We start from the raw sequence: 21694 nt of genomic DNA, 5'->3' as shown, positions 1-21694 counted from the left end.
TCGAATGAATTGATCCGGAGCGATTGAGATGAGTTCTGAGCTATCCCTGCAAGCCGTATCTCGCCATTTTGGTGACACCCGTGCTGTGGACAATGTCACGCTGAATATTCGCCCCGGCCAGTTCGTCGGCGTGATTGGCCGGTCCGGCGCCGGCAAGTCCACAATGTTGCGGCTGATCAACCGGCTGGCCGATCCGACCGAAGGGTCAATCCTGTTTGACGGCAAGGACATTACCGCCCTCAAGGGCAAGGCGCTGCGGGCGTGGCGGCGTGACTGCGCGATGATTTTCCAGCAGTTCAATCTGGTTGAACGTCTGGATGTTCTGACCAATGTGTTGATCGGGCGGCTGGCCGAACATGGGTTCCTGTCCTCGATGGCAATGCGGTTTTCCGATGAAGAGCGCGCAATGGCCATTCAGGCGCTGGACCGTCTGGATCTGGTGCCACAGGCCTTGCAGCGGGCGGGCACCTTGTCAGGCGGGCAGCAGCAGCGTGTCGCCATCGCCAAAGCGCTGGTGCAGCAGCCAAAGATCATGCTGGCCGATGAACCCATCGCTTCACTGGATCCGGCAAATGCCACCCTCGTTATGGATGGGCTTAAGACCATCAACCGCGAGGATGGGATCACCGTTCTGGTCAATCTGCACACCCTCGACACCGCCCGTGCGTATTGCGACCGCATCATCGCCATGCGCCAGGGACGCGTGTTCTTTGACGGGACAGCTGCACAGCTGACCGACGATGTCGTCCGCGACATCTATGGCCTCGAGGGGCTGAGAGAATTCAACGAAGCCGTCACCTCCACTGCAATCCGCACACCCGTGCCAGCTTAACGCTTCCGAAAACGCGAACAAGGGGACATCCACATGCGTTTTATCACTGCCACCGCTCTTGCGGCTCTCATCGCAGCCCCGGCTATGGCCGATGGTTGGAAAGACGATTATCAGGTTCTGAAGTTCGGCGTTCTGTCGGGCGAGAACGAAAAAGACCGGATCGCGCGCTACACGCCGCTGGAAAAATACCTGGAAGAAAAGCTGGGTATCGAAGTCGAGATCTTCACCGCAGGCAACTATGACGGCGTGATCCAGGCGCTGGCCGCCGATCAGATCGAAATCGCGCGTCTTGGCTCCTCTTCCTACGCTGCGGCTTACACCGCGACCAAAGGTGGCGTTGTGCCCACCCTCACCGACATCAAGAAAGACGGCACCACCGGCTATTACTCGATCGTTGTGACCCGCTGTGACTCGGGCATCACCTCGCTGGAAGATGCCAAAGGCAAGGTTCACGCCTTTGCCGACCCGGACTCGACCTCGGGCTATGCGGTTCCTTACTGGAACATGGTCAACAAAGAGGGCTTCAAGCCGGAAGAGCACTTTGGCACCGTAACCTTTGGCGGCAGCCACGAAGCGGACGTGCAGGGCGTTTACAACGGCACTTTTGACACCGCTTCGACCTATCAGAACAATGACGTGAACGGCATCTATCAGCGCATGGAAGCCAAAGGCATGATCGAACCCGGTCAAATCTGCAAAATCTGGCAGAGCCCGGAAATCACAACCGGCCCGTGGACCTTCCGCAAGAACCTGCCTGCCGAGATGATCGAAGAGGTGACCGCCGTCATCGAAACCTTCCCGACCGAAGATCCCGAAGGCTTCAAGCTGTACTCGTCTTATGACCCGGAAGATGACAACAACAAGGTTGGCTTCACCCGCGTGGACGCTGAACGCTACCAGTGGATTGTTGACATGCGCGCCTGGATCAAGGCCGCACGTCGCGGCAACAGCTAATCTAGCGATCTGGAGGGAGGGCTGCGGCCCTCCCTTTTTCTTTGTTGGGAAGACCTTTCATGACCATGTCTGCTGATCTGTCAGCGGGTGCAGCGGCTGCTTCTGGCAGTGGCGCAGAAACCCTTGCTGAATTCGAGCGCGCCTTCGCCGCGCAGCGCCGCCGTTCTCTGCGCAACTGGACCTTGGGAACCACGCTGTTCCTGATCCTCTTTGCGCTGTCCAGTTGGTTGGGCGATTTCTTCAAGGTCACGCAGATCACCCTGCCTGACGGATCGCGGGACTGGCGCTGGATCATTCCGGCGGGTCTGCCGCGGCTGGGGGAATACATTTCGCAGACCATCCCGACCCTGCATTGGGACAGTCTGGGGGCAGATCTGGCCAATTGGTTCTGGCGCTGGAAGATCTGGATGAACCTGCTGTTTGAAACCATCCTAATTGCCTTCATGGCGACGGTTTTTGGGGTGATTGGCGGGTTCCTGTTGTCCTTTCCCGCTGCACGTAATCTGGCACCTAACACATGGGTGTTGTGGATCACCCGCCGCTACTTGGAAATCGCGCGCACTGTGCCGGAGCTGGTCTGGGCGCTGATTTTCGTTTTCTGCTTCTCAGTTGGGCCAATGGCTGGCGTGCTGGCAATTGGACTTCATGCAACGGGGGCTTTGGGCAAGCTCTACTCCGAAGTGAATGAGAACATCGATATGCGCCCCCTTGAAGGTGTGAAGGCCGCGGGCGGCAGCTGGTTTGACCAGATCCGTTACGGGGCCGTGCCGCAGGTTTTGCCGAACATCCTGAGTTACACCCTGCTGCGGTTTGAAATCAACGTGCGGGCCAGTTCGATCATTGGCTACGTCGGCGCCGGTGGGCTGGGGCAGGAGTTGCGCACTGCGATGTCCTTTCAGGAATACACCGACCTATCGGCACTTTTCATCATCATCTTCGTGACAGTTGTGATCATTGACTACGGTTCAGAGAAACTGCGCCATCGCGTGATCGGCCTGGAGGAACGGGTATGACCCTTACAGCAAAAGAGATCGCCGCAGCCAAAGAGCGTGTGCCGCTGGCCTTTCAGGCGCCTTTGCCGGTGCGGCTGCGCCGGGTGGCGCTTTGGGCCGGGTTTATCGGGCTGTTCTGTTATTGCCTCTGGGCCTTTGATTTCAGTCCTGAAAGGATCTGGACGGGAATGGGGCGTCTTGGCACGGTTCTCAGCTTCATGTTCCCGCCCCATGTCTGGGACAATTGGCGCGACTTTTCCGAGGTTCTGAACGGATTGGGGGAGACATTGGCGATTGCCTTCCTTGGCACGCTACTGGGGGCGATCGTGGCCTTTCCACTGTCGTTCCTGGGGGCCAAGAACATCAACCGCTTTGGCCTGCTGCGTCAAACCACACGCCGGGGCTATGATGTGATCCGTGCCTTTGAAACCCTGATCCTTGCGCTGATTTTTATCCGCGCCTTTGGTCTTGGGCCGTTGCCGGGCATCCTGGCGATTGCGGTCTCAGAAATCGGCACCTTTGCCAAATTGTTTTCCGAAGCAATTGAGAACACATCGAAAAAGCCCGTCGATGGCGTCAAGGCCTCAGGTGGATCCCGTTTGCAGCAGATCCGCTACGCCATTGCCCCGCAGGTCAATCCGGTGATCCTGTCGATCCTGCTGTACAACTTCGAATCCAACGTCCGCTCGGGCACGATCCTGGGGATTGTGGGAGCCGGGGGGATTGGTTTCCTGCTTTCGGACCGGATCGCGGCCTATAAATGGGACGAAGCCTGGTCGATCATCTTTTTGATTATCGCGATGGTCTATCTGATCGATTACCTCTCAGGTCTGATCCGTCAACGCATCATCGGCAAATGGGACGGCGCAAAATGAGCGGAGCAGGATCCAAAAAACGTCTGTCCGAGGCCCCAACCATCCATCCATTGGCCAATGTCACCGACTGTGACCTTGGCCAATGGACAGAGGTGGGCAAGGGCACGGTGATGAAGTCCGCGCAGATGGGGGATTATTCCTACATCACCCAAAACTGCCACGTGGTCTGGACCACGATTGGCAAGTTCTGCTCCATCGCCAATGCCACCCGGATCAACCCCGGCAATCACCCCACCTGGCGCGCTGTGCAGCATCATTCCGTCTATCGCGCCGAAGCCTACGGGTTTGGGGAAGACGATCACGATTTCTTTGACTGGCGCAAGGATCATTGGGTGAATATCGGCCATGATGTCTGGATCGGCCACGGCGTGACGGTAACGGCCGGTGTGCGCATCGGGACGGGTGCGGTGATCGGGGCAGGGGCCGTTGTGACCCACGATGTGGAGCCCTACACGGTGGTTGGCGGCGTACCTGCACGGTTCATCAAGCGCAGGTTCAGCGTAGAACAGGCTGAGGCCCTGCAGGACATCGCGGTCTGGGATTGGGACCGCGATACTTACAAAGCGGCCCTACCGGACATCCGCGCCCTGTCCATTGACGCCTTCATTGAAAAGTACCGGTAGCTTTCAGAACCCCATCCCGCAGCGGTCACTGCGGGATAGGGCAAGTCGTGTACCCTAGCTCAACAGGCCAGCTCTAGATTTTTGAGATAGGCAAACCCTCGCGGGATGTCGGTTTTTCGGTGCAGCTCTAGCACCAGATGAGGTTCAGAAGGGCACTCGCTTAAGGCGCGGAATACTTCTTGCCAGTGAATCTCCCCCTCGCCTGGGGCCCAATGGCGGTCTGCGTGGCCGTCAAGGTCCTGCAAATGCACATGTTTCAGCTGACGCCCGGCGTCACGGACGAAGTAATCCACCGGAGGAGCATCTGACATGCGCCTGGCCAGATGGGCATGGCCGGTATCGATCGACAGAGCCACCGCAGCTGAACCAAAGCTGTCGACCATCGCGCGGCGGCTGGCCGGGTCAACATCTTGGATGTTTTCAATGACCAATGTGACGCCGAGGTCTTCGGCGGCCTTTACGACCGGGGTCATGACGGCGTGGATGCGGGCCAGCTTGCCGTCCCAGTAATTCGGTTTGGCCAACCTGTTGAACTGATACCACCGGGTAAAGGGCGAGTGCAGGACAACTTGACGCGCTCCGATGTGATCGGCGGCTTGCACCGCCTTTAGGAACCGCGCCGTGATGAACGGGCGTAGCTCGGGGTCTTTGTTGTCCATATCCAAACCCTCATAAGGGCCGTGCAGACCGAGGCGCCCTTTGTGTCCTTGCAACGCTTTGCGGGCAGCGGCGATACGGTCCTCAAACTCATGGTTCAGCGCAGCATGGCTGCCAAAATCCTGAAGCTCGATGTCGCGATCGGCATCAAACAACCAATCGCGGTGGTCAGCGATTTCAGCTGCCGTCAGACAGGCGCCGATCTTTAACGGTGTCATGGTGTCGTTTCCTTGGGTCAGGGATCAAAACAAATGTGGCGATGGCCAGACATAGGCAGGCGGTCATGGCCGCAAAGGACCACCAACCACCGAAACTTTGTGTGAGCCATGCAAAGACGAATGGGGCAGAGGCGTTCAGTCCTAGGATGATGACGGATATCCAGCCCAGCCGTGCGCCATAGCCTTTGGCCCCAAACAGGGCCAAAGGCAGCGTACCCCTGGCTATGGTTTTGATCCCGTCACCCATGCCATAGAGTGCCGCGGCGATCATTAGGCCCGTCAGGGTAAACCCCAGCGTTAAAAGAGTCACAAATCCCGCCAGCATCAGCCCTAGGCTGAGGGCATAGGTGATCAGCGGGTACATGTTGCGACTAACCAACATCTCAAAAAAGCGGCCAACTGTTTTGAAGGGGCCGATTACAGCGCCGGCCAGGGCCGCATGGGCCGCTGTGTGTCCAAGGTCCTGTACATTGGTCACCCAGAGGGTCATGACTGCCCCCATGAGGTAGCCGCTAAAGACAAAAGATATCACCATCCACAACATGCCACGCTTGCGGCTTGCACCCTGGAGTTCGGGCCCGCCTGTGCGCGCAGCATTGCTGGCCTCACCGTGGTCTTTCAGCGGATGTGACAGGCAGATTGCGTGCAGCGGTACGCAGATGATCAGCAGCGTTACCCCCAGGATGATCCAGGTTGTCTGCCAGCCCTGCCAATTGAAAAGCCACAGTGCAAATGGCCAGTAGATGGTCGATGCAATCCCGCCAAACAACGTGATCACTGAAATGGATTTCTGTGTTGGCAGTTTCAGGTCAAGTCGGGCAACGCTGGCAAAGGCCACGTTGTAAAGCACCAGCATCCCTGCCGCTTCGGCGCAAAGAATAGCAGCGAACAGCCCATAGGCATTGGTGACAAGGCTTAGCGACATCACAGCAAGCCCAGCGAGCGCTGAGCCGATGGTCATGACCCAGCGGCCGCCGAACCTATCGACCAGCATGCCAGATAGCGGGGCAACCGCACCGCCAAAGAACAAGCCAAGCGAGAGGATGCCAAACGCCATTGAAAGCGACAAACCCAGATCCCGCGCCATATGCGGCAGCAAGACCGCATAGGCATACATCAAGGTGCCGTAACCCACGATTTGGGTTAGGCCCAGGCCAACTGCCGGCAGGTAATCTGGATTCCATCTAATCATGCAGGGATTATCCTGTCGGGCGACCTTGGTAGGCGCAACGTCCTCCTACCCAAGTGCCTTGGATCGCAGGGGCTTGAGCCTCGGGCCAATCCACCAGCACCAGATCCGCACGTTTGCCCTGTGTAATATCACCGCGATCGTCAAGCCCCATCGCCTGCGCTGGCCCTGAGGAGACTAGACGCCACAACTCATGACGTTCTGCGCGTTTTTCTGTATCCAGTCGTGCAACGGCAGACAGCATTGCCGGATAGAAATAGTCAGAGGCCAGAACATCGCAAAGCCCGGCTTCGACCATGTCCCCCGCCCCAAGTGACCCAATGTGGCTGCCCCCTCTCGCGGCATTCGGGGAACCAAAGACGATCAGGTCACCGTTTACCCGCGCGGCCTCTGCCGCTTCCAGAACCATCGGGAACTCGGCGACCTGCGCGCCCAAGCCTCGGAAATAGCTGCGGGTTTCGGCGCGGGTGTCGTCATGCGACAACATCGGTGCCCCGGCAGCGCGCCCCAGTGCAGCGATATCCGCGATCTTGTTGGGCACATCGCCGCGCCGTTCCCAGACCTTGCCAAGCTGGGCGATATAGTCATCCTCTGACAGGCCCGCGCGTTTTGCCTTGGACGCGGTGCGCTGTTTCATCCGCGCATCATCCAGCGAGGCGATGGAGAAATCCGGCGACAGCTCAAAGGGGCGTTCCTGTATTGGCACGTCATAGGCACGCATCGTCATCGAGGTGTGGTCGTTGAAAGCGATTGAGGGGGTAAGGGGACCGGCCAGCGCCCATTCGATGGTGTCCAGCGCCTCAAAGGCGAAGGTTTCCCAGCGCAGCTGCACACGGTTTTCTACCAGAAGTCGCGGTGCCAGTGTTTGCATAGCCTGCATCAGCTCTTTGCCGCGCGCCACATCGCGCAGGCCCGGTTCCCAGCCGAGCGTGATGGCGTGATAGGCTGTTGCAATCCCGTTTGCTGCCAGCTGTCTATCGGTGTCGATCACAGCAGCATCTGTTGGAAAAAACACGCCGGGGCGCGGCATCAGTTGCCGTTCAAATGCGTCGCCATGCACATCGATCAAGGCGGGGGCAAGGATCTTGTCTGTTGCGTCGATTACGTCGCCCTGCACGGCACCGCCGATCTCAACAATGTGGCCGTCGCTGATGGTTACAGTGGTGTCTTCGATGCCGCCGGGCAGATACACTTCTGCACCAACAAATGTATAAGTCGTCATTAGGAGAGGCGCTCCATCTTCAGGTGCCAATGGTAGGATCCGGGTTTGTCGTGCTCACGGTCTTCCAGCCAGAGCGTTTCAAATCCGGAAAACAACGCGAGCAGTTCAGCGGCGTTGCAGAAATAATGCGGGTGGATCTTATCTGTGCCGGGCGCGTCAAAGACCCAGGCATTTCGGCTGATTTCGCGGCCCGAGTACTTAGCCTGTTCAAAGGGCAGGCGCCGTTTTGACAGCATGGTGCCCAGAAACGTGCCGCCTGGTTTCAGAACCCGGCGAATTTCGTTGATGGTGTTCAGCAGAACTGTTTCATCACCATGATAGATCACGTTCCAGCTGAGCAGGTGTTCAAAGCTGCGATCTTCAAACGGCAGCTGGTCCATCCGGCCCAGAACGGTCGTGACCTCAGCGCCCGCCGCGTCGATGGCAGACAGGCCTTCGGGCGCGGCGTCCAGGGCTGTGACCGGATGCCCCTTTGCGGCCAGCGCCAAGGCGTGTCGCCCCACACCTGCGCCCAGATCCAGAACGCAGGACCCCGGTGCAAACTCAGCCGCCCAACGCATCACATCAGCTTCAGGGCGCAACCATTTGCTATTGTCCTCAATCTCAGCCCACTGATCATTCCAATGCTGGTCTGCGGTATCTGCTTTCATCGTTGTTCCCCAATGATCTTTTTACGCGCCCAAGTGCTCAGCGCTTCGATAAGGATAACCACAACAGCTATCATCAAGATGACAGTCATGGCCGTTGGATAGTCAAACAGGTCAAACCCCACCTTCAGCTCAATCCCGATACCGCCTGCGCCGACCAAACCCAGAATGGTTGAGGAGCGGACGGCCTTTTCCAGAGCAAAAAGCGATGTCGAGACAAAGGCCGGGGCTGAGGCTGGCAAGGTTGCGCAGGCAGCGATGTCTAGCTTGCGCGCACCCGTTGCGGTCAGGGCCTCGGCGGGGCCTTTTTCAACGGCTTCCATGTCGTCTGCGAAAAAGCGGCCACAAAACCCGATCGTGTCGATCATAATCGCCAGAACCCCGGCAAAGGGGCCAAGCCCCACGGCGACCACAAAAACCAGTGCCCAGGCGATGTCAGGTACCGCGCGGATGAAGCTCAGCGCGGTGCGGGTCACCGTGCTGGTGATGCGCCCCACGACAAGCCCCCGCGCCGCCAACAGCGCCACAGGCAGGGACAAGATCACGCCAATTGCAGCGCCCGCAAAGGCAATCTGCAGGGTTTCCACCATTTTCCATCCCAGACGTTCCAGAACCTTTGGTTCCAGATTTGGCGGAAAGGCGCGGGCGGCAAAATCAGCAAACCTAGGCGGCGACGACAGGACCTTCTCCAACGAAAATCCTGCACCGTTCAGGGCCCAGAAAAACAGGAAGATACCTAAGGCATAGCCCAGAAAGGACAGGGCTGAGGGACGTTGATAGCGGGCGGGTAGCGGTAGGTCAGTCATAAAGACCTCTTAGGTCAGACGCGGCCAGAGAGGCTGCGGTGGCGTCAAGTTTTAGGCGGCCCTCAGCCAGTCCAAGAACCCGATCGCCATAGGTCAAGGCATGATTGATATGGTGTGAAGTAAAGACGACGGTTACCCCCTCACGGCGCACCAGATCGAAGAACATCGCCATGATCTCTTCACCCGCCGACGGGTCGAGGGAGGCGCAGGGTTCGTCGGCAATCAACAGGCGCGGCCGTGCGACCAAGGCACGGGCAATGGCCACACGCTGGGACTGCCCGCCAGACAGGCGATCGGCGCGGCGGCTGGCCAGATGGGCTAGGCCCACCTTGTCCAGCGCCTCCATCGCGGCCAACCGGGCCTGCGCCGGGGCGAAGCTTTGCGACCAGTACCGCGGCCCACTGTGTTGTCCCAGAAAACCGTGGATCACATTGGTCAGAACGGACAGGCGTGGGACAAGGTTATGTTTTTGCGCAACCAAACCCGTCTGCGCCCGCAGGGCGCGCAAGGCGGCCCGGTTGGCCGATGCAATGTCATGGTCCAGCATTTGGACGGATCCAGCATCAACCGGGATCAACCCCAGCAGACAGCGCAACAGTGTGGATTTTCCGGTGCCGTTCCCCCCAACAAGCGCCACCGCTTCGCCCCGGACCAGCCGGAAACTGACGTCCTTGAAGATTTCGTTTTGGCCAAAGGACTTGGTGAGGCCACTCGCCTTGACATCATGGTCCTGCAATGCGTGAAAGGTCGGGGCGCTGGTCTGCGCCCCGGCCTGATCCACCCCTTTTGACAGCGGTGGTGTGTCTGTCCGAAGATCAGTCACCGATAAAGTTGTCGAACTGCGGGAAGCCCGCGTTGGAATACATCGAGCGCACGTAGTCGTAGGCGCTGTCTTCGATGGCAACCAGATCCATGCCGACATATTTGTCGTTTTCTTCATGGGCGGTGATCCCTGCGATCACGGCGTCTTTGTTTTCCAGGATGGCTGTTTTGACCTCTTCGGCCTTCTCGGCAGGCACATGGGCGCCGACCATGATCATGTCGTTTGGCAGATCACCAGACCGCGCCAGCATCTTGAAGAAACCATAAGGCAGATCGGTTTCTTTGTTACGCACGTTCAACCACGAGCCGGCATTTGATCCCAGCGCATCTACATCGCCCGCTTTCAGCGCTTCATGTGCAATGTTGCGCGAGGTGTGGGTTTTCTCGATGTCGTTGATAGGATCCAGACCGTAATCGGCCAGCACCTGCATCGGGCACAGCATGTTCGAAGTTGACCCAATGTCACCGAAGGCAACCTTTTTGCCTTTCAGGTCAGCAACGGTGCTGATGCCGCTGTCGGCGCGCACAACGATTGCACAGTGGTAATCAGGACGACCAAGACCGATCAGCGGAGTTGCCTGGGTCAGCTTGTTGATCACGACATATTCGGCCGGTCCAGACACAACGAAATCGACGGTCTTGGCGCGCAGCGCTTCGGCGGCGGCCGTGCGCGAATTTACCGCAAAAAATTCAAAGCTCTCGCCGGTAGCCGTTTCCAGCGCTTCTTTGAACGGTCCCCACTCCAGCTGCAGACGCTCCAAGCCTTCGACATCGGTGACCGCTAATTTCCAAGTATCAGCCGCAACTGCAATCGCAGACGCCGCCGCAAGGCCAAGGCCCAGCACAACAGATTTGAGTTTCATTGCTTCCTCCAGATGAAATTCATCCGAATGATTTCCGCGAAACACAAAACCCAGGTGACCCAAGTGCGAAAGTTTGATGAAACGGCCTATGAAGTGGGCAGTGGCTTCAGTTTGGCTGCCGATCACGGCGAAGAGAATTCGGTTATGATTGATGCGACCGAGCTGAAAAGCACATCGCACGGCGCCCAGTCTGGGCGTCAAAAAGGGGGCTTGGACGCCTGATCGGGCGCACCAAAATCAGCATGAACCATTGCCCGGTAGACGATTTGCGCACAAATCAGCCGAGAGAGAGGGCCAAACTACATGCTATCTGCGACAGTCAGGACCTCCCGAGCTGCCACTTTTGTTTCTGCCGAACAAGTTGGCGACTAAATCGGTGCGCGGACACTGCTGAGTAGCCAGTCGAGCGTCAGCTGGCTGCGCGGAGACCGGGAAATGACGCTGATTGGTTCTGGACAGCGTTGGAAAACCAGGGGATATGGCCTGTATCTCCGGTCGGAAACAGCGGAAGATAGCGGTGAAATATGACAAGCGCCGTAGCGAACTTCACTCTCGGATCGAGAGTGTGTTCGGCCGTCTAGAGGACTGGCGGGGTGTGGCGACCCGCTGTGACTGGTGCCCAAAAGTTTCCTCTCAGCCATCGTCATCTTCTGGCTTTGAGACTTGATGAGTCCTGATCCTGGGCGCTGCCGATTAAATTAACATCCAACTACCAAGGTAAGTGCATTGGGGCCAAGGCCTGTCTATTACATCAGGTTTGTGAGTCGGCAGAAAAACTCCGGCGACCGAATCTGTGCTGCCCATCAGACAATACTCAACGGGTGGTCTGAGAGGTGAACTGGAGATCACACTTCGAGATACGGCGTTGGTTTGAAGGAAGGTTTTGCCAATTTATGGTGCTGCTGGAGAGAATTGAACTCTCGACCTCTCCCTTACCAAGGGAGTGCTCTACCTCTGAGCTACAGCAGCGCCGGGTCAGTCGTTGCGGTGTGTCGTCTCGACTGTGAGGCGGCTTTTAGCCAAACAAGAATCCGGGCGCAAGGGGGTAGTGGACGGTTTTTTCGCCCTCATGTAAGAAACTTCCATGAGCGAGAATTCAAACAGCAAGAAACAGCCTAAAAAGCCAGATGCGCGCGAGGACCGATTGAAGGCGGCGCTGAAGGCCAATATGGCTCGTCGGAAGACACAGGCAAAAGCGCGCGCGTCTGCAGAGGACAGCGACACGGGGGAGCCGCAGGCCCGATTCAGTGGCCAGGCCCATCGTAGCGCGGAAAAAACGGAAAAGGGGCAGGATTGATGGATTCGATTATTGTAACGGGCAACGGCCCGCTGAACGGCGCGATTCCCATTGCGGGGGCGAAAAACGCCTGTTTGACGCTGATGCCAGCCACGCTGCTCAGCGATGAGCCGCTGACGCTTACCAATGCGCCTCGTCTGTCCGATATCAAAACCATGTCGGAACTGCTGCGTTCGCTTGGGGCGGAAGTGACCTCGATGCAGGATGGTCAGGTGCTGGCACTGTCGAGCCACACCATTGCCACCACCAAGGCAGACTATGAAATTGTACGCAAAATGCGGGCCTCGAACCTGGTTCTGGGGCCGCTCTTGGCGCGGGAACACGAAGCGATTGTGTCGCTGCCCGGCGGCTGTGCCATTGGCGCCCGCCCGATGGATATTCACATCACCGCATTGGAAACGCTGGGCGCCGAGATTGAACTGAAAGACGGCTATCTTCACGCCAAGGCCCCCGGCGGTCTGAAGGGCGCGACCCATGAGCTGCGCTTTGCCTCGGTTGGGGCAACAGAAAACGTTGTGATGGCGGCGACGCTGGCCAAGGGCACCACGGTGCTGAAAAACGCCGCGCGGGAGCCGGAGATCGTGGATCTGGTGCATTGCCTGCGCAAGATGGGCGCGCAGATCGAGGGCGAGGGCACTTCGACCATCACCATTCAGGGGGTGGACCGTCTGCATGGCGCGACGCATCCGGTTGTTACTGACCGAATCGAACTGGGCACCTATATGCTGGCGCCGGCGATCTGTGGTGGCGAAGTGGAATTGCTGGGCGGGCGAATCGATCTGCTGGAAGCGTTCTGCGAAAAACTGGATGCGGCAGGCATTTCGGTTGAGGAAACCGAAAAAGGCTTGAAAGTGGCGCGCAAAAACGGCCGCGTGAAGGCGGTGGATGTGGTCACCGAACCCTTCCCGGGCTTCCCCACCGACCTGCAGGCGCAGATGATGGCGCTGATGTGCACCGCCGAAGGCACCGCAGTGCTGGAAGAAAAGATCTTTGAAAACCGCTTTATGCATGCGCCCGAACTGATGCGTATGGGGGCCTCGATTGAGGTTCAGGGCGGCACCGCCACCGTACATGGGGTGGAACGCCTGAAAGGTGCGCCGGTGATGGCAACCGATCTGCGCGCCTCGGTCTCATTGATTCTGGCAGGGCTTGCAGCCGAAGGCGAAACCATCGTGAACCGTGTCTACCATCTGGACCGTGGTTACGAGCGGGTGGAAGAGAAACTGGGCGCGTTGGGTGCCAAAATTGAACGGGTCAAAGGCTGATGCAGGACGACGCGCGTTTCGAAGACGGTCAGGAAAAACCGCTGAACCTCGGCGCTTTTGATGCCGACGATCTGAAAGTCCTCTCCGCTTTGGCGCAGGATGCGGTGTTTCCGGTGGGCGAAATGCGCTGGCAGGCGTCCGAGCGGCGCTTTGCCTTGCTGCTGAACCGGTTCCGCTGGGAAGATGGCGGCCGTGACCGCCATGGCGCGGAACGGGTCCAGTCGGTGTTGGTTATCGACAACGTGCAGAAAGTGGCCTCGCAAGGCATTGATCGCAGTGACAAAGAAATGATCCTGTCGCTGCTTTCTATCGACTGGCAGCCGGGGGCGGACGCCGATGGCATGTTGGAGCTGACCCTGGCGGGCGACGGCGCGATCCGTGTGCAGGTCGAAGCACTAGAGCTGTCGTTGCGCGATGTCACGCGCCCTTACCGCGCCCCGTCGGGCAATACCCCGGACCACGGCGCCTAAAGGATTGGCGCAACCTGCAGTGGCGACCCTTTCATCTTGCTGAAACTACTCCGGGGGAATTGGGGGAAATCCCTGATTTCACCCAAGGGGGCAGCGCCCCCCCCCTCGGCCTTTGCCGTCAATCTGCGGCTGCGGCGTCACGTCTGGGCGACAAAGCGGAAGCGGTGCTTGAGGGTTGCGGCGCGCCCTTGTATGTCCTCAGCCAAGAGCCGGAGGGACCATGCCTGTATTTCTGAACGCGAATGACGCGGATTTCGACACCCAGTTTGCCACTTTGCTGAGCGCCAAGCGCGAAGACAGCCCCGATGTGGACGATGTGGTTGCCGGTATCATTCATGATGTCCGCACCCACGGTGATGCGGCGGTGATTGAACTGACGTCAAAGTTCGACCGATTGCAGCTGACGCCAGAGACCCTGCGGTTCTCGGAGGCCGAGGTCGCCGATCTGGTGGCACAGGTGTCTGACGCGGAACGTGCGGCGCTGGAACTAGCGGCAGAACGGATCCGCAGCTATCACGCCAAACAGATGCCCGAAGATATGCTCTGGGAAGAAGACACAGGGGCGCAGCTGGGCTGGCGTTGGACGCCGGTGTCGGCGGCGGGGCTCTATGTGCCGGGCGGTCTGGCCTCTTACCCTTCGTCTGTATTGATGAACGCAATCCCGGCCAAGGTGGCAGGGGTTGAGCGGTTGGCGATTGTGGTGCCGACACCGGATGGTGTGGCCAACCCGCTGGTTCTGCTGGCGGCGCAACTGGCTGGCGTGGATGAGATCTATCGCATTGGTGGCGCGCAGGCTGTGGCCGCACTGGCCTATGGCACCGAGAGCATTCCGGCGGTGGACAAAATCACCGGCCCCGGCAACGCCTTTGTGGCGGCGGCCAAACGGCGGGTGTTTGGCAAGGTAGGCATCGACATGATCGCTGGCCCTTCCGAGATTTTGGTCATTGCCGATCAGCACGCCAATCCTGAATGGATCGCACTGGACCTGCTGAGCCAGGCTGAACACGACGAAAGCGCCCAGTCGATCCTGATTACTGACAGCCCCGCGATGGCGGAGGCTGTGGTGGCCGAGGTAGAGAAACAGCTGCAAACGCTGGAACGCCGCGCTATTGCTGGCAAGTCTTGGCAGGACTTTGGCGCTGTGCTGCTGGTTGCGGATCTTGATCAGGCAGCCGCGCTGTCGAACAGGGTTGCGCCCGAGCATTTGGAGCTGTGCGTTGAAGATCCGGACGCGCTGGCGGAAAAGATCACCCACGCCGGTGCCATCTTCCTGGGAGGTTGGACACCCGAAGCCATTGGCGATTATATCGGCGGCCCGAACCACGTGCTGCCAACGGCGCGCTCGGCGCGGTTCTCCAGTGGTCTCAGCGTGATGGATTTTGTCAAACGCACCACGCTGGCCAAAATGACGCCCGCCGCCTTGCAAGCCATCGGTCCCGCGGCCGAGGTTCTGGCGACCTCAGAAAGCCTGCAGGCGCATGGCTTGTCGGTCACGGCACGACTCAAAACGCTGAACGAGTAAAACAGCGCGTTGGGGCAACGCCCCATGCAGAAGTGCCGCGCTGCGGCAAAGGGGGTTTTCATAGGACATTGGGTGCGCTACCCATTCTGGCAGTAGTTAGGAAATGCCCAATGTCCCGTATCAGCCACATCGTTCTGGATGACCGCAATCTGCCGCCGCCCACGCCCGAGATCGAGCAGGAGCGTAAAGTGGCGATGTTCGACCTACTGGAGGACAACAGCTTTACCCTGCCCAAACGGGAGGACCGCGTGGTGGCCGAGGGGCCTTACCATGTTGACCTGTCGATCAAGGACAAACGTCTGGTCTTTGATATTCAGACCGAAGCGGCAGAAAAAGCGGCGGAGTTCCACCTGTCGCTGTCGCCTTTCCGGCAGGTGGTCAAAGACTACTGGGCGATCTGCGAAAGCTACTTTGACGCGGTGAAAAACATGCCGCCCAGCCAGATTGAAACCATCGACATGGCGCGCCGTGGTATTCACAACGAAGGTGCGCGGGTGTTGCAGGAACGGCTGGAAGGCAAGGCCGAGATTGATCTGGACACCGCCCGGCGCCTGTTTACCCTGATTTGCGTCTTGCATTTTGGAGGGTGAGCGCATTGGTTGAGACGCTTCCCCAGTCTGTTCTCTTCTGCTGCGACCACAACTCGGTGCGCTCTCCGATGGCGGAGGGCATCATGAAGAAATTCTATGGCACCGGCACCTATGTGCAGTCGGCGGGTGTCAAAGGCGACATGGACATCGACGGGTTTGCCATCTCGGTCTGTGAAGAGTTGGGGGTGGAACTGTCGCGCCACCAATCCCGCGGGTTTGAAGAGCTGCACGAATACGGTGACCACCTGTCCTCCTTCGATTTGATTGTGGCCCTGACCCCGACCAGCAAAGCCCAAGCCGAAGCGTTGACACGGGTGTTCCATCTGGATGTGGAATATTGGCCGATCGACGATCCGGCAGGCCTGGGGGAAAACCGCAACCAGAAGCTGGACGCCTACCGCCACAGCCGTGACCAGATCGTAAACCGGCTGATCGCCCGCTGGGGACCACCCCGCGACGGGGTGTGACCGGCACGTTCGGATCTGTCGCGCGATTGCCTGTTGTGCCCTCCGGGGGGCATCATTCCATCAGAGCGTGAGACAACTGCTGGACGCCTCCGGCGAGAGTATTTGGAGCAAGATGAAATGTCCTCTTTGAAAGTGGCCACGGCGGCCTATCCGCTCAGTTGGTTTGAAGACTGGTCCGAATATGAGGCCAAGATGTGCGGCTGGGTGGCCGAGGCGGCGGGGCAGGGGGCGGAGCTTCTTTTGTTTCCGGAATATGGCGCCATGGAACTGGCGTCTTTTGCCGGACCTGCGGTGGCAGGGGACCGGTTGCAGTCCTCACAGGCGGTGTCGGATCTGGTTGATCGTTCCAACGCGGTGCTGGCCGCGCTGGCGCAGGATTTCAGCGTCATGATCATCGGCGGCTCTGCCCCTGTGGATCTGAGTGATAAAGTGGTTAATCGCGCGCCGGTGTTTGGCCCTGACGGAACGGTTGCGTTTCAGGACAAGCAGATCATGACCCGTTTCGAACGGGACGATCTGGAGATTTGCGGCGGCGGCCCGTTGAAACTGTTTGAGACCGGGAAGACCAAGTTCGGCATCCTCACCTGTTATGACAGCCAGTTTCCCCTGATCGGCCGGGCCCTGGTTGCGGCGGGGGCCGAGGTGATTCTGGCGCCCTCTTGTACGGGGGCGCTGGAGGGCTACTGGCGGGTGCGGCTGGGCGCGATGGCGCGGGCACTGGAAGGGCAATGTGTATCGGTTATGGCTTCGGTCGTGGGCGAGAGGCCAGAGATTTACGGGGTGGAGGTCAACACCGGCATGGGTGCGGTCTTTGGTCCGCCCGACAATGGCTTCCCGCCGGACGGGATTATTGCCACCGGCACAATGGATCAGCCGGGTTGGACCTATGCCGACATTGACCTGGATCTGATCCGCCGGACACGGGCCGATGGCAAGGTTCTGAACGCGACACATTGGACCGAACAGGCAGGCCGCGACGGAAAACCAGAGCACATTTGGGTGAAATAGAGATTTCCCCTTGAAAATCTGGTAAAATAGGACCATCTAACGCGCGTCCCGCAATCTGCGGGAGGTGTAACCAAGGAGAGACCATGGCCAAGGAAGAAATGCTCGAATTCCCCGGTGTCGTGAAGGAACTCCTGCCGAATGCGACGTTTCGGGTCGAGCTGGAAAACGGCCATGAGATCATCGCACATACGGCAGGCAAGATGCGCAAAAACCGCATCCGTGTTCTGGCCGGCGACCGGGTTCAGGTTGAAATGACCCCCTACGATCTGACCAAGGGTCGGATCAACTACCGCTTCAAATAAGTGCGCCTGATCCTCGGGTCAGGCAGCCCACGGCGCAAAGAGCTGTTGGGCCAAATCGGGGTTGTGGCGGATGATATCCGCCCGCCCGATATTGACGAAACCCCCCGCAAAAATGAACTGCCGCGCCCCTACTGCGCGCGTATGGCCCGTGAAAAGGTGCAGGCGGTTACGGCGGATGCTGAGGACGTTGTACTCTGTGCGGACACCACCGTGGCGCTGGGGCGGCGTGTTTTGGGCAAGCCTGAAAATGTGGGGGAGGCGGCGGAGTTTCTGTTGGCCATGTCCGGGCGGCGTCATCGGGTGATCACCGCCGTTGCAGTGCGCCGCGGCGATCGCTTGTGGGAGCAGGACGTTGTGACCGAGGTCAAAATGAAACGTCTGTCCGATGAAGAATTGAACGCCTATCTTGCGACCAATGATTGGCAGGGCAAGGCGGGCGGCTATGGTATCCAGGGACCGGCGGGGGCTTTGATCCCTTGGATCTCGGGCTCGTTCACGGCGGTTGTTGGTCTGCCATTGGCAGAGACCGCAGGGCTGTTGCAAGCGGCGGGCTACCCGATGTGGAGGGACGCATGAAGGGCAATCAAATTATCCTCGACCATCTGGGTGGCCGCGAAGCAGCGGCGCTTATGGTTGATGGCAAGTTGCACGATATCCTGATTGACAGTGACCAGCCGCGGGTGGGCACCATCTACCGCGCGGTGGCAGATCGACCGATGAAAGGGCAGGGCGGCCTGTTCCTGACCACGCCGGACGGCACCGCCTTTTTGCGGCAGATCAAAGGCATCGCTCCGGGCGACCGTTTGCTGGTGCAGGTGACTGGCTATGCCGAAGACGGCAAGGCGCTGCCGGTGACGCCGAAAGTTCTGTTCAAAAGCCGCTACGCCATTGTCACCCCCGACGCGCCGGGGCTGAACATCAGCCGTAAAATCCGCGATGATGATCTGCGCGACGTGCTGCTGGGCATCGCCCATGAGGTGATGGGCGACGCGCCAGAGATGGGGCTGATCCTGCGGTCTTCTTGTGAAGATGCGGAAGCCGGCGAAATTGCCGAAGACATCATGGCGATGTTTGATCTGGCGCAGGCGGTTATGGCGGATCACGATGGTGACGCCGAGGTCCTGAGCGAAGGTGACGGTCCGCATGGGCAGGCCTGGCGGGAATGGGTTGAGCCTGCTGATATCGTGACCGAGGCCGGTGGGTTTGAACACCATGGTGTGCTGGATCAGCTGGAAGAGGCGCAAGACGCACGGGTGAACCTGGGCGGTGGAGCCTTCATGTTTGTAGAACCGACCCGCGCGCTGGTGGCGGTGGATGTGAACACCGGCGGCGATACCTCGCCTGCAGCAGGGCTGAAGGCCAACCTGGCCGCCGCCCGTGATTTGCCGCGTCAGCTGCGTCTGCGGGGTCTGGGTGGCCAGATCACCTTGGATCTGGCGCCAATGCCGAAACGGGATCGCCGCACCTTTGAGCAGACGCTGCGCGCGGCGCTCAAAACCGACAGCAGTGAAACCGTGATGGCCGGTTGGACGCCGCTGGGGCATTTCGAACTGCAGCGCAAACGGGATCGCCTGCCGCTGAAAGACCAGCTGAAATGAGCTGCCCGATCTGCGCCAAAGACACCGATGCGAAATATCGGCCGTTCTGTTCAAAACGCTGCGCGGATGTAGATCTTGGCCGTTGGATGGGGGGAAATTATGCGATCCCCTCTGAAAACCCCGAAGACATTCAGGAAGCTGCCGAAGAACTGGCCGCACATCTGCAACGCGATCAGAAACCGCATTAAGCGGCGCCGCTCTGGCCTCAAAAGTTTCGCAACTTTTGGCTGAGTGCGCACAACTCTGTTTGCGCCAACACCTTGGCTTTGCTACCGTTCGCCCGGCGCTGTGGAGGGCGCAAAGGGAGGCTTCGGCGTGTTGGAATTTACCCACTCTTGGTGGCTGGTCGCGGCAAGTTTTGCCGTGGCGCTGATGGCAGGTTTTACCGGCCTGACCCTGACCCGTGGCGCCTCGACCCTGCCAGAGGCCAAACGCAAAAACGTGGTCGCCATGGCGGCTGTGGTGTTGGGCGGCGGCATCTGGTCGATGCACTTTGTGGCCATGCTGGGGCTGCAGCTGCCGATCCTGTTTTACTATGACGCGCTGATCACGCTGATCTCGGCACTTGTGGCGATTCTGGTGGTGGGGCTGGCGCTGTTACTGCTGCATTTCCGCCAACGCAGCCTGCCGGTGATTGTGGCCGCAGGATCTATTGTAGGCGTGGGCATTGTGGCGATGCACTATATCGGCATGGCGGGGATGCAGCTGTGCCGCCCGGTCTATGGTTTCGCCGATATTGCGATTTCGACCATCGCGTCGCTGCTGCTGTCGATCCTGGCGATCTGGGTGGCCTATGATGCGCGCACCCATCGCAATATCCTGCTGGGGACGGTCTGTTTCGGGCTGGCCGTGGTGACAATGCACTTTGTGGCGATTGGCCTGACCGATTTCACCGTGGCCGAGGCGACGGGGGCGGCTGGGCCGCTGTTGGACAATCAGGTGCTGGCGCTTGGGGTTACTGTTGCGGTGTTCCTGATCTGCGGCGCGTTCCTGTTGACCGGTATCACCTTCGTTACCCCGGAAGAGGCCTCCGCCGACACCAAGGTTGAAAGCGCCCCCACGGTGGAAACCTCGCCAAGCCCCGATCCTCTCCCCGAACCCGTGACCCCGCCCAAGGCCGGTGTGCCGTTTGAGCGCGAGGGTCAGACCCATTTTGCCCTGCCTGAAACCATCGCCGCATTGCGGGCGGAGGGGCATTACACCCTGCTCTATGTCGGAGAGGAAAAACTCTTCTGTCCCTGGTCGATCACCGAGGCTGCCAACCGGCTGGAACCTGCGGGCTTCCTGCGGGTGCACCGCTCCTATCTGGTGAACCCCGTCTTTGTGTCGAGCTTCGAGCGGCGCAAAGACAATGGCACCTGCTACTTCGATGAGGTGCCCGCTCTGCCCAAAGTGCCGGTCTCCCGGTCCCGCCTCAGCGTGGTGCGGGACGTGTTAGGGGTGTAATTCCTTTTCGCAACTCGTGCGCGCAATTCGCATTTCGTGCAGCGCAAGTCGTCAACCGTTTGAGTTTGTTGGCAAAGACTCAGAGGTCATGAGGTCATCTCTCTACGTCGCCCGTGAGGACGGGCACAGGGAGGATATGACTTATGATACCCAGTGGATTTGAATACCACAGGCCAGCGGACATCGCCGCGGCCCTTTCTATTTTGCAAGAACACGGAGATGACGCGCGGGTGATCGCGGGCGGGCACAGCCTGATCCCGATGATGAAGCTGCGCATGGCGGATATCGAACATCTGGTCGATCTGCAGGCCATCGACAGCCTGCGCGGCATTTCAGTTGGTGCCACTGAGGTCTCGATCGGGGCCATGGTGACCCAGCACGAGCTGATCGAAGATGACGCGCTGGCACAGGCAGTGCCGATCCTGCGCGAAGCCGCTTTGGTCATTGCCGATCCGCAGGTGCGCTATGTTGGCACCATCGGCGGCAATGTGGCGAACGGCGATCCGGGCAACGATATGCCGGGGTTGATGCAGTGCCTTGATGCGCGTTTTGAACTGGTGGGGCCGGACGGCACCCGCGAAGTTCCGGCGCGAGACTTTTACGAGGCCGCCTATTTCACCGCCCGCGAGGATGAAGAAATCCTGACCAAGGTAATCATTCCGATCCCCGCCGCAGGCACGGGTCAGGCCTATGAAAAGCAAAAGCGCAAAATCGGTGACTACGCCACAGCAGCGTCGGGTGTGATGATCCAGACCGAAGGCGGTGTCTGCACCGCAGCCTCCATCGCAATGACCAACCTCGCCGACACGCCGATCTGGTGCGAAGCCGCCAGCGAAGCGTTGATCGGTTCTGATCTGGGCGATGCCGCCTGCAAGGCAGCGGTTGCGGCGGCCATCGATGCGATTGAACCGGTGGCCGACAACCGCGGTCCCGTCGAATTCAAGAAACACGTGGCGGGCGTCATTCTACGCCGTGCCATCGACCGCGCCATTGCGCGCGCGTCCAACTGATCGGGCTGAGGGAGGAACC

25 protein-coding genes, 1 tRNA gene and 1 pseudogene are annotated in these 21694 nt (G+C 59.3%); 19 read left to right on the top strand and 8 right to left on the bottom strand.

The features are described 5' to 3' along the window. Positions 1 to 28 precede the first annotated feature (28 nt). The 5 genes from phnC to SIC14_RS00935 are packed head-to-tail and all read left to right on the top strand — an operon-like array spanning position 29 to position 4276. The gene (phnC, locus tag SIC14_RS00955; protein WP_058241638.1) at positions 29 to 832 is read left to right on the top strand and encodes a phosphonate ABC transporter ATP-binding protein; all 804 of its coding nucleotides are present in this window, start codon (positions 29 to 31) and stop codon (positions 830 to 832) included. A 33-nt stretch (positions 833 to 865) separates the two neighbouring features. Next, on the top strand, positions 866 to 1786 hold the full coding sequence (gene phnD, locus SIC14_RS00950) for a phosphonate ABC transporter substrate-binding protein (protein WP_412563983.1): 921 nt from the start codon (positions 866 to 868) through the stop codon (positions 1784 to 1786). A gap of 59 nt (positions 1787 to 1845) precedes the next feature. After that, complete coding sequence (gene phnE / locus SIC14_RS00945) at positions 1846 to 2799, top strand: phosphonate ABC transporter, permease protein PhnE (RefSeq protein WP_412563982.1); 954 nt, start codon at positions 1846 to 1848, stop codon at positions 2797 to 2799. Beyond that, complete coding sequence (gene phnE, locus SIC14_RS00940) at positions 2796 to 3653, top strand: phosphonate ABC transporter, permease protein PhnE (protein WP_412563981.1); 858 nt, start codon at positions 2796 to 2798, stop codon at positions 3651 to 3653. The genes phnE (SIC14_RS00945) and phnE (SIC14_RS00940) overlap by 4 nt, the downstream gene beginning before the upstream one ends. Then, positions 3650 to 4276 (top strand): chloramphenicol acetyltransferase, encoded by a 627-nt coding sequence (locus SIC14_RS00935; protein ID WP_412563980.1) that lies wholly within the window; start codon positions 3650 to 3652, stop codon positions 4274 to 4276. Before phnE (SIC14_RS00940) ends, SIC14_RS00935 begins: the two co-directional genes overlap by 4 nt. A gap of 59 nt (positions 4277 to 4335) precedes the next feature. Here the strand turns inward: SIC14_RS00935 and SIC14_RS00930 are convergent, their stop codons facing one another. Genes SIC14_RS00930 through SIC14_RS00900 form a run of 7 tightly spaced genes read right to left on the bottom strand, consistent with a single transcriptional unit; the run spans position 4336 to position 10700 of the window. After that, positions 4336 to 5151, bottom strand: coding sequence for a sugar phosphate isomerase/epimerase family protein (locus SIC14_RS00930; protein WP_412563979.1), 816 nt, complete (start codon positions 5149 to 5151; stop codon positions 4336 to 4338). Further along, positions 5111 to 6343, bottom strand: a complete 1233-nt coding sequence (locus SIC14_RS00925) for an MFS transporter (protein ID WP_412563978.1) — start codon at positions 6341 to 6343, stop codon at positions 5111 to 5113. The genes SIC14_RS00930 and SIC14_RS00925 overlap by 41 nt, the downstream gene beginning before the upstream one ends. A gap of 7 nt (positions 6344 to 6350) precedes the next feature. Further along, positions 6351 to 7562: an alpha-D-ribose 1-methylphosphonate 5-triphosphate diphosphatase gene (locus tag SIC14_RS00920; RefSeq protein ID WP_412563977.1), complete on the bottom strand. Its 1212-nt coding sequence runs from the start codon at positions 7560 to 7562 to the stop codon at positions 6351 to 6353. After that, entirely contained in the window at positions 7562 to 8212 is a 651-nt protein-coding gene (locus SIC14_RS00915) for a class I SAM-dependent methyltransferase (protein WP_412563976.1), read from the bottom strand. The genes SIC14_RS00920 and SIC14_RS00915 overlap by 1 nt, the downstream gene beginning before the upstream one ends. Further along, entirely contained in the window at positions 8209 to 9015 is an 807-nt protein-coding gene (gene phnE, locus SIC14_RS00910) for a phosphonate ABC transporter, permease protein PhnE (protein ID WP_412563975.1), read from the bottom strand. The genes SIC14_RS00915 and phnE (SIC14_RS00910) overlap by 4 nt, the downstream gene beginning before the upstream one ends. Further along, positions 9008 to 9838 (bottom strand): phosphonate ABC transporter ATP-binding protein, encoded by an 831-nt coding sequence (locus tag SIC14_RS00905; RefSeq protein WP_412563974.1) that lies wholly within the window; start codon positions 9836 to 9838, stop codon positions 9008 to 9010. The genes phnE (SIC14_RS00910) and SIC14_RS00905 overlap by 8 nt, the downstream gene beginning before the upstream one ends. Beyond that, positions 9831 to 10700, bottom strand: a complete 870-nt coding sequence (locus SIC14_RS00900) for a phosphate/phosphite/phosphonate ABC transporter substrate-binding protein (protein WP_412563973.1) — start codon at positions 10698 to 10700, stop codon at positions 9831 to 9833. Before SIC14_RS00900 ends, SIC14_RS00905 begins: the two co-directional genes overlap by 8 nt. Positions 10701 to 10811: 111 nt before the next feature. Here SIC14_RS00900 and SIC14_RS00895 point away from each other — a divergent pair. Further along, positions 10812 to 11360: pseudogene (locus SIC14_RS00895) on the top strand (IS5/IS1182 family transposase); the annotation flags it as partial. A gap of 234 nt (positions 11361 to 11594) precedes the next feature. Here SIC14_RS00895 and SIC14_RS00890 read toward each other — a convergent pair. Continuing rightward, a tRNA-Thr gene (locus SIC14_RS00890) sits at positions 11595 to 11669 on the bottom strand. A gap of 115 nt (positions 11670 to 11784) precedes the next feature. Here SIC14_RS00890 and SIC14_RS00885 point away from each other — a divergent pair. From SIC14_RS00885 to SIC14_RS00825, 13 genes are all read left to right on the top strand, one after another. After that, complete coding sequence (locus tag SIC14_RS00885; protein WP_412563972.1) at positions 11785 to 11997, top strand: hypothetical protein; 213 nt, start codon at positions 11785 to 11787, stop codon at positions 11995 to 11997. After that, positions 11997 to 13262, top strand: a complete 1266-nt coding sequence (gene murA, locus SIC14_RS00880) for a UDP-N-acetylglucosamine 1-carboxyvinyltransferase (protein WP_412563971.1) — start codon at positions 11997 to 11999, stop codon at positions 13260 to 13262. Before SIC14_RS00885 ends, murA begins: the two co-directional genes overlap by 1 nt. Continuing rightward, positions 13262 to 13732: a DUF2948 family protein gene (locus SIC14_RS00875; protein WP_412563970.1), complete on the top strand. Its 471-nt coding sequence runs from the start codon at positions 13262 to 13264 to the stop codon at positions 13730 to 13732. Before murA ends, SIC14_RS00875 begins: the two co-directional genes overlap by 1 nt. A gap of 220 nt (positions 13733 to 13952) precedes the next feature. Continuing rightward, on the top strand, positions 13953 to 15254 hold the full coding sequence (hisD, locus tag SIC14_RS00870; protein ID WP_412563969.1) for a histidinol dehydrogenase: 1302 nt from the start codon (positions 13953 to 13955) through the stop codon (positions 15252 to 15254). 110 nt (positions 15255 to 15364) lie between these two features. After that, entirely contained in the window at positions 15365 to 15844 is a 480-nt protein-coding gene (locus tag SIC14_RS00865) for a UPF0262 family protein (protein ID WP_412563968.1), read from the top strand. Between the two features lie 68 nt (positions 15845 to 15912). Next, positions 15913 to 16311 (top strand): low molecular weight phosphatase family protein, encoded by a 399-nt coding sequence (locus SIC14_RS00860; protein ID WP_412563967.1) that lies wholly within the window; start codon positions 15913 to 15915, stop codon positions 16309 to 16311. 117 nt (positions 16312 to 16428) lie between these two features. Next, positions 16429 to 17319 (top strand): carbon-nitrogen hydrolase family protein, encoded by an 891-nt coding sequence (locus SIC14_RS00855; RefSeq protein WP_412563966.1) that lies wholly within the window; start codon positions 16429 to 16431, stop codon positions 17317 to 17319. 83 nt (positions 17320 to 17402) lie between these two features. After that, entirely contained in the window at positions 17403 to 17621 is a 219-nt protein-coding gene (gene infA, locus SIC14_RS00850; protein ID WP_037209844.1) for a translation initiation factor IF-1, read from the top strand. Next, the gene (locus SIC14_RS00845) at positions 17622 to 18197 is read left to right on the top strand and encodes a Maf family protein (protein ID WP_412563965.1); all 576 of its coding nucleotides are present in this window, start codon (positions 17622 to 17624) and stop codon (positions 18195 to 18197) included. Further along, positions 18194 to 19219, top strand: coding sequence for a ribonuclease E/G (locus SIC14_RS00840; protein ID WP_412563964.1), 1026 nt, complete (start codon positions 18194 to 18196; stop codon positions 19217 to 19219). The genes SIC14_RS00845 and SIC14_RS00840 overlap by 4 nt, the downstream gene beginning before the upstream one ends. Continuing rightward, positions 19216 to 19407 carry a DNA gyrase inhibitor YacG gene (locus SIC14_RS00835; RefSeq protein WP_412563963.1) on the top strand — a complete coding sequence of 64 codons (192 nt, stop codon included), beginning with the start codon at positions 19216 to 19218 and terminating at the stop codon, positions 19405 to 19407. Before SIC14_RS00840 ends, SIC14_RS00835 begins: the two co-directional genes overlap by 4 nt. Positions 19408 to 19534: 127 nt before the next feature. Further along, complete coding sequence (locus SIC14_RS00830; RefSeq protein WP_412563962.1) at positions 19535 to 20665, top strand: MHYT domain-containing protein; 1131 nt, start codon at positions 19535 to 19537, stop codon at positions 20663 to 20665. 143 nt (positions 20666 to 20808) lie between these two features. Beyond that, complete coding sequence (locus tag SIC14_RS00825) at positions 20809 to 21675, top strand: FAD binding domain-containing protein (protein ID WP_412563961.1); 867 nt, start codon at positions 20809 to 20811, stop codon at positions 21673 to 21675. Positions 21676 to 21694: the final 19 nt, after the last annotated feature.

Origin of the sequence: Thalassobius sp. MITS945101 (assembly GCF_047123305.1) — a bacterium.
Classification (GTDB): Bacteria; Pseudomonadota; Alphaproteobacteria; order Rhodobacterales; family Rhodobacteraceae; genus Thalassobius.
This window is presented reverse-complemented; position numbering and strand designations above follow the sequence as displayed.